Source organism: Mycobacterium sp. 852013-50091_SCH5140682, assembly GCF_001665685.1.
In the GTDB taxonomy this organism is placed as follows: domain Bacteria; phylum Actinomycetota; class Actinomycetes; order Mycobacteriales; family Mycobacteriaceae; genus Mycobacterium.
In genome coordinates, this window is record NZ_LZTB01000032.1 from 16,460 (window position 1) to 28,915 (window position 12,456).

Sequence of the window (12,456 nt, forward strand, 5' to 3'; positions counted from 1 at the left end):
TTGTTCACGCTCGTGAGCGGATTAGGGCCATCGGCCGGCGTTCGGTAAGCTGCCACACGGTGGCGTGTCCGAGCGGCCTAAGGAGCACGCCTCGAAAGCGTGTGACGGGTAACCCCCGTCCGAGGGTTCAAATCCCTCCGCCACCGCCATAGACCCCGCGCCTGCCGTTGCAGGCGGCGGGGTTTTTGTCTTGGGCCGGCAAGTAGGCCGATACTATTGCGCTCCAACAGCATTCACGCGGGTCTGCACGGAGATATGGTGCGCGGCATGGCTGAACAGACTGATGTCGTCATCATCGGCGCCGGGGCGGCCGGACTGACCGCCGCCAAGACTCTCGTGGACGCCGGGCGCGACGTGGTGGTGTTGGAGGCGCGCGACCGGGTCGGCGGCAGGCTGCTGACCGAGCAGCGCGACGGCCGGTACGTCGAGATGGGCGGACAGTGGCTGGCGCCTTATCAGGATGCGGCGCTCGCGATGGCCAAAGAGCTGGGCATCGAGGAGTTCGTCCGGCCCAGGGGCGGCGCCGATGTGTACGTCGGCACCGATGGGCGACGTCAGACGCACGCACATGAGCAGCTGCCGCTGGACGCCGAAGGTGTCGCCGCGGTGGACCGGATCTTCGAGGCCCTCGACCGGATCACCACCGAGGTGGACCCCGACGATCCCTGGAAACACCCGCAGGCCGCCGAGCTGGACGGCACCACGTTCGACGCCTGGCTGCGGGCGCAGAGCGGCCACCCGGAGGCGATCGCCGCGATCGGCAAGATCGTGGCCGCGTTCATGACCAAGGACACCGTGCAGTTCTCGGTGCTGGGGGCGGCGTGGCTGGCGGCCACCAGCGGCGGGGTCGGCCACCTCGCCGATGCCGACGAGGTGCTGAACAGCCGGCTGGTCGGCGGGCTCAGCCAGATCCCGCTGCGGCTCGCCGAACGGCTGGGCACCCGGGTGCGGCTCGACAGCGCGGTGCGCGCCGTGCGCTGGACGGACGATTCGGTGGTGGTCGAGACGGCCGACGGCGCCGTGGCGGCCCGCGCCGCGATCCTCGCTGTGCCACCGAACCTGTTGTCGGGCATCCGTTTCGATCCTCCGCTGCCCTCCTGGCGGATGACGATGGACGAGAACTTCACCCAGGGCCTGGTGATCAAGGTGCAGGCCTTCTATGCGCGGCCGTTCTGGCGCGACGAGGGCTTGTCCGGCACCGGGTTCGGCCCGGAGCTCACCGTGCACGAGGTGTACGACAACACGCTGCCCGACGGCGGCGAAGGCGTGCTCATCGGGTTCATCGTCGCGTCGGCCGCCGACCGGGTCGCCCGCCTCGACGCCGAGGGCAGGCGGGCGGCGGTCCTGGAGTCCTTCGCGGCCTACTTCGGCCCGCAAGCGCTCGACCCGATCGACTTCGCGGAAAGCAGCTGGCACGCCGACCCGTGGACGCGCGGCGCCTATTCGCCCACCTTCGGTCCTGGCGGGCTGGTGCGCTTCGGGCCGGACATGCGCCGGCCGATCGGCCCGCTCAGTTTCGCCAGCTCGGACATCGCGGGCATCGGGTTGATGCACGTCGACGGCGCCATCCGATCCGGTCGGCGGGCCGCCGACGAGGTGCTCGCGCGGCTCGGGAATGCGTGAGCGATGTCTGACTCCTTCTTCGAGGTGACCTGGACCGATCCGGTCACGCAGGCCAAGGGCTACTTGGTGATCGACCGGCTGGTGCGCGGCATCAGCAGCGGCGGGCTGCGGATGCGGGCCGGCTGCACGCTCTCCGAGGTCCGTGGCCTGGCCCAGGGCATGACCCTCAAAGAGGCCATGCACTACGAGGACGGCGCCCGCTATGTTCCGCTGGGCGGGGCCAAGGGCGGCATCGATTTCGACCCGTACAGCCCGGACGCCGAGCAGGTGCTGTTCCGGTACCTGGCTGCCATGAAGCCGTTGATCGCGCAGCGCTGGACCATGGGCGAGGATTTCGGGGTCCGCCAGGATGCGGTGGATCGCGGTATCGCGGCCATCGGTCTGAGCAGTTCGATCGAGGCCGCCTACCAGGTGATCGACGACAAGGCCGCCGCCGACGCCCGGATGAAGACGGCGTTCGGCAGTGTGGTCGACGGGGTCAAGCTCGATGAGCTGGTGGGCGGCTACGGCGTCGCGCAGGCCGCGTTGGCGGCGATGGCCCGGCTGGGTCTGCCTGCTGCTGAAACCCGCGCTGTCGTACAGGGTTTCGGCTCGATGGGCGGAGCGACAGCCCGCTACCTGGCGCAGGCGGGCGCGCACATCGTCGGCCTCGTCGACGTCCATGGCGTGGTGGCCAATCCGTCGGGCCTGGACGTCGAGCGCCTGCTGCTCACCCGCGACGCCACCGGCGGTATCGACCGCAGCCAGCTGCGTGACGGCGACACCCAGCTACCGGGCGACCACTGGCTCAGCGTGTCCACCGACGTGCTGGTGCCCGCCGCGATGTCCTATTGCATCGACGACTCGAATCAGGCCGACGTGCAGGCCACGCTCATCGTCGAGGCGGCCAACATGCCGGTGCTGCCCGACGCGGAGGCCACCCTGGCGGCCCGGGGTGTGACCGTGTCGCCGGACTTCGTCGCCAATTCGGCCACCAATGCGTGGTGGTGGTGGGTGTTCTTCGGCGACATCGACGGCAGCCCCGAGCAGTCGTTCGCCAAGATCGCCGACCGCATGAAGACGTTGAGCGACAACATGTTCGACTATGCCGAGGCCAACGGCGTGACACCGCGCGAAGCCGCTCTCGCGGTGGCAGCGCAGCGCCTGGCCTTGATCGACGAGCGGTTCCCGATCCTCTAGTCGGGAGCCGTCACGCGATGGCGGCCGCCCGGTCGAACACGATCTCGCCGCCCACGATCGTCATGTCGATGGTGGCGTCGCGGATGGCCTCGGGTGGCCCGGCGAAGATGTTGTCGGAGACCACTGCGAAATCGGCGTACTTGCCGGGGGTGATGGACCCGCGGTTGTCTTCGCAGAAGTTCGCGTAGGCGCTGCCCATGGTGTACGCGTACACCGCCTCGTCCAGGGTGATGCTCTGCTCGGGCACCCAGGCCGGGGTGTCGCCGCGGCCCCGCCGCGTCACCGCGGTGTAGAGGTGCGAGAGCGGGTCCATCTCGGCGACGGTCCAGTCGCTGGAGAACGCGAGCACCGCGCCGGCCTGCTGCAGGCTGCGGAACGCCCACGCGTGCTCGGAGCGTTCAGGGCCGATCGCCTCCGCCCAGTCTTTACCCGGCCCGGCCACGTCCGGGGCGCCGTGGCGGGGCTGCATGCAGGCCACCACACCCAGCTCGGCAAACCGGGCCACGTCATCGGGGTGCAGGCACTCGACGTGCACGATCTGATGTCGGGCGTCGCGAGCGCCGTTGGCGGCGCGGGCCGCCGCGACCCCGTCGAGCACCGTGCGGATGCCGCGATCGCCGGTGGCGTGCACGAACGCCTGGAAGCCCGCCGCGTCGAGCCCGGTGAGCACCTCGGCGAACTCCGTCGGCTCGTAGTAGGTGGCGCCGCGGTTGCCGGGCTCGTTGTAATAGGGCTCCAGCAGGGCGGCGGTGTGCGGCTCGACGACGTCGTCGATGTAGAGCTTGAGCGGACCGAGCCGGAACTGGTCGTCCTGGTGCTGCTCGATCGCCGCGGCGAAGTCGGCAAGGTCCGACGCCGGGGTGCCGCGCGGATGGAACAGCCCGGCGATCACCCGGGACTTCAGGCGGCCCTCGGTGCGGGCCCGAGTGAACAGGCCGATGTCGTCGAGCGAGTTCTGTGGTTCGACGACGGTCGTCAGCCCATTGGCGATGGCCATGTCGAGGCTGGACAGCAGCCGGCCATAGCGTCGGTCCTCGGACGCCCACGGCAGGAATTCGGCCATCGCGCGCTGACCGTCGCGGGCCAGCCCCTTGACCGCGAAGTTGGTGAGGAATCCGGTGGGCTCACCGGTCACCGGCTCGAGTTTGGCGGTGCCGAACGGCAGCTCGGTGTGATCGCGCGTGATGCCAAGGAACCGCAGCGCCGCTGTGTTGAGCCAGGCGGTGTGCACGTCGTAGGTCAGCACGAACGCAGGCTTGTCCCCGGTGATGGCGTCGAGGTCGGCGGCGGTGGGCATCTGGCCCGCGGGGAACGCGCTGTAGTCGAGGCTTTCGCCCTCGATCCACGATGCATCGGGGTTGGCCTCGATCCATGCGGTCAGCCTGCGGTAGACCTCGTCGAGCGTCGCCGCACCGGCCAACTGCGCGCTCGCGACATCCGAGCCGAGCCGAAGGTGGTTGTGCGCGTCGACGAATCCGGGCAGCAGCAGCCGGCCGCCGAGGTCGACGATCTGGGTGTCGGGCCCGGCCAGGGCAGCGATCGTGGCGTCGTCGCCGACGGCGGTGATGCGGTCACCGGTGACGGCGACGGCCGAGGCGGTCGGCTGGTCGGGGTCGACGGTGTGGACGACCGCATTGCGGTAAATGACGTCGGTCATGGTTCCTTCCAGTTCTGTTCGGCGTGCTACTCGGCGACCACGCGGAAGCCGGTCACGGCTCGGTCGACGGCGCCGCGGACGTAGCCGCCATGAGCGGTTGTGCCGCGGAAGAAGTCGATGAGCTCGGCGGTGATCACTTCGCCCGGCAGCACATTGGGGATCCCCGGCGGGTAGGCGGCCAGGGTGTCGGCGCTGACGCGCCCGATGGCCGCGTCGACTCCGACCACCTCGACCGGGGAGAAGAAGGCCTGGCGCACTGTCATCCGGCTCTCGCCGGGTGGCGGAACCTTGAGTGCGGAGTGGTCCTCGCCGCCGCCGTTCTCTTCCGGCAGCGCGTGCAGGGCGTTGACGATGCGGTCCACGTCCGGTGCAGACCCGGCACCGATGACCATCACGATCGCCGCCCCGGTCGCCACCTCGACGTGGATCCTGTGCTCGTTGATCAACACCTTGCTGGCCCGCACGCCGCTGATACCGCCGGCCGAGGTGTCGATGGCTACGCGCAGCGGATCCACCGCGACCACGTCGGGGAATTGCAGGAAGTCATCGCTGGCGACCCGGAAGCGGCCATGGGCGCGGATGCGCGCGCGGATCTCGTCGGCGACCGCAACCGAGTCGCCGATCCGGGCCTGCCCGGTGGCCAGCTGCCTGCGGGCCAGGTCGAGAGACGCGAGCAGGATGCCGCTGGTCGAGGTCGACTGCACGGTGTGCAGGCCGCGGACCACCATGGGCTCCAGCTGCTTGGCGTACGGCCCGACGCCCAGGTGCAGCATCGCCGATTGGGTGAGGCTGCCGCCGAGCTTGTGGGTGCTCGAGCACACCAGGTCGGCGCCTTTGGAGAGGGCATTGGCGGGCAGCGCGGGGTGGAAGCCGAAGTGGGCGCCCCAGGCCTCGTCGACGATGAGCGGGACCCCGTGGTCGTGGGCGACCTCGGCGAGTGCGGCCACGTCACTGACCGAGCCGAAGTAGCTCGGAGTGATGAGATGCGCGGCTGCGGCGTCGGGGTTCGCGTCGAGCGCGGCGGACAGGTCGGCCGCGGTGACGCCGTGCGCGATGCCCAGGTGGTCGTCGACCGACGGGTGGACGAAGGCCGAACGCAGGCCCGCCAGCACCAGGGCGTCGACCACGCTGGAGTGCACGCTGCGCTGCACCACCAGGGTCCGGCCGAGTTGGCGGGCGCACATCACCGCGAGGTGGTTGGCCTGGGATCCGCCGTTGGTCAGAAACCAGGTCCTCTCAGCGCCCCAGGCGTCGGCGGCCAGGCGTTGGGCCTGCGTGATGGGGGTGGGGTCGGGCGTGATGTCGACGCCTTCGATCAGCGGCGGTACGTCGAGCTCGAGGACTCGGTCGCCGAACCACTCCGCGAGCAGGGGATGGCGCTTCGGTTCGCCCATGTGGCCGGGCACGTGGACCCGGACCCAGTCGCCCTCGCCATAGGCGCGCATCGCGTCGGCGTACGGAGCGTGATCGTGGTCGATCGGTTCGGCGGAGCTCAATGGCCCTCCCATCACCCTGGGCCCGGATATTCGCCGGGCTTGACGAGTTTGGCAAAAGTCACCGTCCGAAGGACGCTTTAGCGTCCAATAAGTCCGTGCCACTTTACGTTTCGGCGTTCGAGCGACGCGGTGGTTGTGGGTGGCGGATGGACGGTCCGTGGGGTGTCATTCGTCAAACTCTTGTTAATAAGTTGAACATATTATAGCGTCATCCCATGTCAGAAGCATTTCGCCCGTCCAAACCAGCGGCGACGGCTCGATTCCGGGCGTCGAACCCCGAACATATGGACGCGCGCCGTGCGGCCATCGTCGCCGCTACTGCACGGGTGATCGTGACCAACGGGGTGGATTCCACCCGGCTGGCCGACGTGGCTGAGGAGGCCGGCGTCTCCGTCGGGCTGATCCAGCACTACTTCCGCACCAAGGACCGCCTCGTGCTGGAAACCTTCCGTTCGTCCGCCGAGCAGAGCCGGGACGGATGGCGCCGGTGCGTCACCGAGGACGACGAGCCACTCGTCCGGATCGCGCGCCTGGCGCGGTTCATCGTGACCGATGAGGATTTCGACATGGCCTGGGGCCTGTGGGTCGAGTTCTATGCGGCAAGTACGCGAAATCGCGAGCTACGCAAGCATGTTCACCGCATCATGAACGTGTGGCGGACATTGTTCACCGAGTGCATCAACGACGGGATCGCGCGCGGGGTGCTGCAGTCGAACGGCAATGTCGACGACGCCGTCACCCGGATCGTCGCTCTCACCGACGGTTTGGCCATCCAGACCCTGCTGGGCCTCTACGAGATGACGGTGCCTCTGATGGAATCGATGATCCTCGATGCCATCGCCGATCTGTTCAGTGTCGACCGGGCAGCCCTGGCGAAAGCCTCGCAATCGATGGCACATCCGCCGCTGCCGGCCTGATCATCACCGGCGCCAACCTATTTGGCGCGCGTCGGACGGGTATAGTCGCCGCAACTCCTCAGCCGGCGACAGCGGCTTCGCATCACGATGTGGGCATCAATTCCCACAATATCGCACCACTGTTACGTAACGGGCAGTCCACTGAACTGTGCAGTCGTAGCCTGGCCGCCGGGACGCTCGCTGACTCAGCCGGCGGCCAACCACGTCGCAGCAGCTAGTCAGACAACGGCGTCTTACTGAGGAGGACTCGTGGCATCTCTCACAGAACAGGCCCTGCGCCGCAAACCGGTGGGCATGATCAACGCCGAAACGGGTGCCGACACCGGTAAAAGCGAGCTCAAGCGAAGTATCGGGCTCTGGGGCCTATCGGCCATCGGCATCGGCGGCACCATCGGCACCGGCATCTTCTTCATCCTCAGCCAGGCGGTCCCCATCGCGGGCCCGGCCGTGCTGTGGTCGTTCGTGCTGTCCGCGGTCGTCGCAGGGTTGACCGCGATGTGCTATGCCGAACTGGCGGGCGCGGTCCCGGTGTCCGGCTCGTCGTATTCCTACGCCTATACGACGCTCGGTGAAGTGGTCGCCCTCGGTGTCGGCGCGTGCCTGTTGCTGGAATGGGGTGTGGCCGGTGCTGCCACCGCCGTCGGCTGGTCGCAGTACGTCAACCAGTTCCTGCTCAACGTCTTCCACTTCCAACTGCCCGCGGCGCTGTCCAACGCGCCCGAGGAGGGCGGCATCTGCAACGTGCCTGCCATCATCCTCATCCTGATGTGTGCGTTATTGCTGATCCGCGGCGTCAGTGAGTCGGCCAAGACCAACGCGATCATGGTCGCCATCAAGCTGGCCGTGCTGGTCATGTTCATCCTCATCGGCATCCAGGGTTTCAACTCGGCCAACATGCAACCGTTCGCGCCGCACGGCGTCGGCGGCGTCCTCACGGCGGCGAGCATCATCTTCTTCACCTTCGTGGGCCTCGACGGCGTGGCCGCCGCGGGTGAGGAAGCCAAGAACCCGCATCGCAACCTTCCGCTGGCCATCATGATCTCGCTCATCACCGTGACGGCGATGTACCTGCTGGTGGCCCTGGTCGCCCTCGGCGCCCAGTCGGCAGGCCAGTTCGACGGTCAGGAAGCAGGGCTGGCGAAGATCCTGGAGGACGTCACCGGGCAGTCCTGGCCGGGTACCGTGCTGGCCGCAGGCGCCATCATCTCGATCTTCAGCGTGACGCTCGTGTCGGTGTACGGGCAGACCCGCATCCTGTTCGCGATGTCGCGCGACGGCATGATCCCGCCGATCTTCCACCGGGTGAATCCGCGGACCCTGACCCCGGTGCCCAACACGATCATCGTCGCGATCGTCATCGCGATCCTCGCGGGCTTCATCCCCATCAACTTCCTCGCGGAGATGACCAGCGTCGGCACTCTGGCCGCGTTCGTGACGGTGTCCATCGGCGTCATCGTGCTGCGCCGCCGCGCGCCGGAACTGCCCCGTACGTTCAAGGTTCCGCTGTACCCGATCACGCCGATCCTCTCGGTGCTCGGTGCGCTGTGCATCATCGCGAGCCTGCGGCTGGTGACGATCTATGTCTTCGTGATCTGGGTGGGGCTGGCGTTGGTCTGGTACTTCGTCTACGCGCGCAGTCACTCACATCTCGGCAGGCACGAGCACGTCGGGCTGGACGCGGCGAAGGACGCGGCGAAGGAGGAGCCCCAGCCATGACCATCCTCGTCGGGTATCCGCTCAAGCGGCGGGCCAAGGCGGTGCTCAGTCTGGCGGGCATGCTGGCGCGAACCAGCGGCCAGGATCTGCTGGTGTGCGTGGTCATCCCGGCTCCGTGGACGCCGGGGTTGTCCCGGGCCGACCAGGGGTACCGCGCCTACATCGACGAATTGGTCGACACCGCCGTCGCCCAGGCCCGCGAGGACCTGGCCCGCGACGTATCGGCCCAATTCGTCACGGTCCACGCGAAGTCGGCCTCCGCCGGCTTGCTGGAGGCCGCCTCGCAGCACCAGGCCAGCGTGATCGTCACCGGATCGTCCGATTCCGGTCAGTTCGGTTACATCTCGTTGAGCAGTGTCGCCGACCGGTTGCTGCACAGTTCGCACCTACCGGTCGCGGTGGCTCCCCGTGGGTTCCGGGCCTCCGGCAAGAAGATCAGCCGGATCACGCTGGCCTTCACCGGCGGTGAACAGAGTTCGTTGCTGCTGGTTTCGGCGCGGGCGATGGCAGCGGAGTACGGGTGTGCGTTGCGATTGGCATCCTTCGCCGTTCACCTCTCGCCGCCCGAGACGGCGCGCTTCCGCGACGAGCACGGCGCCGTGCTGGCCGAGTGGACCGAAGACATCTACGCCGCGGCGGAGAAGGCGCTGTCGTCGGGCGGTCAGCCGCAGGCCTCCCGGCCGGAGATCGTGCTGGGGCACGGACGCGATTGGGATGAGGCCTTCGAGAGCATCGAATGGCAGCCCGGCGAGGTGCTCGTGATCGGATCGAGCGAGACAGGCCCGGTCGCACGGGTGTTCCTCGGATCGCGGGCCACCAAGATCGTCCGACACGCACCGGTACCGGTCATCGTGGTGCCGCGTGAGGCGGCCGAGGAGCTCGCCGAAGCGAAGGGTGGGAACTGATGGGCGCCCCTGAACAGCCGAACGCACCGTATCTCGATGCGGTGCTGGCGTATTCGTTCCGCGGTGCGGCCCGCTATCACACGCCCGGTCACAAGGGCGGGCCCGGCGCGGATCCTGCGCTGGTCAAGGCGATCGGCATCGACGCGCTCGCATCCGATGTGCCCCTGGGGCTCTGGGGTGTGGATATCGGGCCGCAGCCGTCACCGTACGTCGAGGCCGAGCGGCTCGCGGCGGAGGCGTTCGGTGCGGCGCGCTCGTTCTTCCTCACCAACGGCGCGACGCAGGGCAACCACACCCTGTGTCTGGCGCTGGCGCCCTTGGGTACTCGTATTGTGGCGCAACGCAATTCGCACGCCTCAATCGTCGACGGGTTGGTGCTCTCCGGTGGCATCCCCAGCTTCGTGGCACCCGAGTACGACGACGTGCTCGGCGTCGCGCACTGCGTGACGCCCGAGTCCCTGGCCGCAGCGCTGGACAACGCTCCCGACGCCAGAGCCGCGTTCATCGTGTCGCCGACGTACTTCGGCATGGCCGCAGACATCGCCGGCCTGGCCGAGGTGGCGCATTCGCGCGGCGTGCCGCTCATCGTCGACCAGTCGTGGGGCCCGCACTTCGGCTTCCATGACGGGCTGCCGCCGACAGCGTTGTCGCAGGGTGCCGACGCCATGCTGACCAGCACGCACAAGATTGCCGGCGCTCTGACCCAGGCCGCCATGCTGCACATCGCCGACACCGGGCGCGTGGACATCGGCGCGGTCGGCCGGGCGCTGCGGCTGCTGCGCTCGACGAGTCCGTCGTCGTTGTTGATGGCCTCGCTCGACGCGGCACGACGCCAACTCGTCATGCACGGTGAGCAGCTGCTGAGCGAAACCCTGGTGGCGATCCGGTTGGCCAGCGAGAAGCTCAAGAGCATCGACGGCATCGACCTGGTCGACGAGTCGATGGTCGGCCGGATGGGCGTGACGGGCTACGACCCGCTGCGCATCGTGCTCGATGTGCGGCACACCGGCCGCACCGGATACGAGATCGCCGACGCGTTGCGGCAGAGCTACGACGTGCATGTCGAGCTGCCGCTGCACGCGACCATCGTGCTGGTGATCGGCCTCGGCGAATCCACCGCGAACCTGCTGCGGGTGGCCGGCGACGTCGAAGAGGTGGTCAAGCGGCTCAAGGTGCCGGGCGACACCCCGTTGATCGTGCCGCCTGCCGCGTCGCTGGGCTACGAGGTTGCGATCCCGCCGCGCGAGGCGTTCCTCGGCGAGGCCGAGCAGGTGGCGGTGGAGGACGCCGCAGGGCGGATCTCGTGCGAGTCGATCGCCAGTTACCCGCCGGGAATCCCGGCGCTGCTGCCGGGCGAGCGCATCGACGCGGACATCATCACCTATCTGCGCGAGATCGCCGACGGTGGCGGAAAGTTGCACGGCGCAAGCGATCCCACGTTCCACACCATCAACGTGCTGGCCAAGGAGCCGTAGCGGGCCGGGGATTCGCTGGAACTGCATTGCCGCCGCGCGCCGAAGCGTTGAATGGTCGCATGGAGTTCATGTCGCCGACCGATTCGATGTTCCTCATCGCCGAGACGCGTGAGCACCCGTTCCATGTCGGTGGTCTGGCACTCTATGAGCCGCCGGCCGGCGCGAGCCCCGAATTCGTGCGCGAGTTGTACGAAGAGATGGTCGCGCACACCGACTTTCAGCCCGTGTTCCGCAAACATCCGGCCACCATCCTCGGCGCCATCGCCAACGTCGGCTGGACCTACGACAACGACGTCGACCTTGATTACCACCTTCGCCGATCGGCGCTGCCGTCGCCGGGCCGGGTGCGTGACCTGCTCGAACTGACGTCACGGTTGCACAGTGGCCTGCTGGACCGGCATCGCCCGCTGTGGGAGGCCCATCTGATCGAGGGGCTCGCCGACGGCCGGTTCGCGGTCTATACCAAGCTGCACCACTCGTTGATCGACGGTGTGTCGGCACTCAAGCTGATCATGCGCACCCTCTCTGAGGATCCCGCCGACACCGAGGTCCGGGTGCCGTGGGACCTGCCGCGCAAGAAGCGCCAGCACCAGAGCTCGTCGCTGTTGCGCACCGTGACCGATGCGGCGGGTGCCGCCGTCGGGATCGCGCCGTCGACGGTGAAACTCGCCCGGGCCGCGTTGCTCGAACAGCAGCTCACGTTGCCGTTCGCGGCGCCGAAGACGATGTTCAACGTCAAGATCGGCGGCGCGCGCCGGGTCGCGGCGCAGTCCTGGCCGCTGGAGCGGTTCAAGCGGATCAAAGAGGCCAGCGGCGTCACCGTCAACGACGTGGTGCTCGGCATGTGCGCAGGCGCGCTGCGGGCTTATCTGGTGGAGCAGGCCGCACTGCCCGACCGGCCGTTGATCGCGATGGTCCCGGTCAGCCTGCGTTCGGAAAACGAGGCCGATGCGGGTGGCAACCTGGTCGGGTCGATCCTGTGCAACCTCGCCACCGACAGCGATGACCCGGCCGAGCGGCTCACCACTATCAGTGAGTCGATGCGCGGCAACAAGCAGATCTTCTCCGAGCTGCCCCGGGTGCAGGCATTGGCGTTGTCCGCGTTGATGATCGCGCCGCTCGGGCTGGCCGCGGTGCCGGGCTTCGTCAAGGCGACCGCGCCGCCGTTCAACCTCGTCATCTCCAATGTTCCCGGCCCGCGGCAGCCGCTGTACTGGAAGGGGGCGCGGCTGGACGGCAATTATCCGCTGTCCATCGCGCTGGACGGCCAGGCCATGAACATCACCCTGGCCAACAACGGCGACAATCTCGACTTCGGTCTGGTCGGGTGCCGGCGCAGCGTGCCGCATCTGCAGCGGATGCTCAGCCACCTCGAGGACTCACTCAAGAGTCTGGAGGCCGCCACCGGCGCATGACACCAAAAACCCGTATTGGGTAGACCAAATACTGCCGTTCGCGCAAAATGGTTTCCGTGACGGATGGCGATGG

General features: G+C 68.1%; 9 protein-coding genes and 1 tRNA gene. 8 read left to right on the forward strand and 2 right to left on the reverse strand.

All coding sequences use genetic code 11. The features are described 5' to 3' along the window. Positions 1-58 precede the first annotated feature (58 nt). From A5784_RS10705 to A5784_RS10715, 3 genes are all read left to right on the forward strand, one after another. Positions 59-149 (forward strand) — tRNA-Ser (locus A5784_RS10705). A 118-nt stretch (positions 150-267) separates the two neighbouring features. Further along, a complete protein-coding gene (locus tag A5784_RS10710; RefSeq protein WP_064944921.1) occupies positions 268-1,623 on the forward strand; it encodes a flavin monoamine oxidase family protein in 1,356 nt (451 codons plus the stop codon). Between the two features lie 3 nt (positions 1,624-1,626). Next, positions 1,627-2,802 (forward strand): Glu/Leu/Phe/Val dehydrogenase dimerization domain-containing protein, encoded by a 1,176-nt coding sequence (locus A5784_RS10715; protein ID WP_064944885.1) that lies wholly within the window; start codon positions 1,627-1,629, stop codon positions 2,800-2,802. Positions 2,803-2,812: 10 nt separating this feature from the next. On the opposite strand, the gene A5784_RS10720 is transcribed toward A5784_RS10715, so the two are convergent. Continuing rightward, positions 2,813-4,459, reverse strand: coding sequence for an amidohydrolase (locus A5784_RS10720; protein ID WP_064944886.1), 1,647 nt, complete (start codon positions 4,457-4,459; stop codon positions 2,813-2,815). Positions 4,460-4,485: 26 nt separating this feature from the next. Further along, on the reverse strand, positions 4,486-5,955 hold the full coding sequence (locus A5784_RS10725; RefSeq protein ID WP_197514694.1) for an aminotransferase class I/II-fold pyridoxal phosphate-dependent enzyme: 1,470 nt from the start codon (positions 5,953-5,955) through the stop codon (positions 4,486-4,488). Between the two features lie 215 nt (positions 5,956-6,170). Between A5784_RS10725 and A5784_RS10730 the strand changes: the two genes are divergently transcribed. From A5784_RS10730 to A5784_RS10750, 5 genes are all read left to right on the forward strand, one after another. Next, complete coding sequence (locus tag A5784_RS10730) at positions 6,171-6,872, forward strand: TetR/AcrR family transcriptional regulator (protein ID WP_082944756.1); 702 nt, start codon at positions 6,171-6,173, stop codon at positions 6,870-6,872. Between the two features lie 294 nt (positions 6,873-7,166). Then, a complete protein-coding gene (locus tag A5784_RS10735; RefSeq protein ID WP_156750496.1) occupies positions 7,167-8,588 on the forward strand; it encodes an amino acid permease in 1,422 nt (473 codons plus the stop codon). Then, a complete protein-coding gene (locus tag A5784_RS10740; protein ID WP_064944890.1) occupies positions 8,585-9,493 on the forward strand; it encodes a universal stress protein in 909 nt (302 codons plus the stop codon). The genes A5784_RS10735 and A5784_RS10740 overlap by 4 nt, the downstream gene beginning before the upstream one ends. After that, positions 9,493-10,968: an aminotransferase class I/II-fold pyridoxal phosphate-dependent enzyme gene (locus A5784_RS10745; RefSeq protein ID WP_064944891.1), complete on the forward strand. Its 1,476-nt coding sequence runs from the start codon at positions 9,493-9,495 to the stop codon at positions 10,966-10,968. The genes A5784_RS10740 and A5784_RS10745 overlap by 1 nt, the downstream gene beginning before the upstream one ends. A 59-nt stretch (positions 10,969-11,027) precedes the next feature. Further along, positions 11,028-12,383: a WS/DGAT/MGAT family O-acyltransferase gene (locus A5784_RS10750; protein WP_064944892.1), complete on the forward strand. Its 1,356-nt coding sequence runs from the start codon at positions 11,028-11,030 to the stop codon at positions 12,381-12,383. The last annotated feature ends 73 nt before the right edge of the window (positions 12,384-12,456 follow it).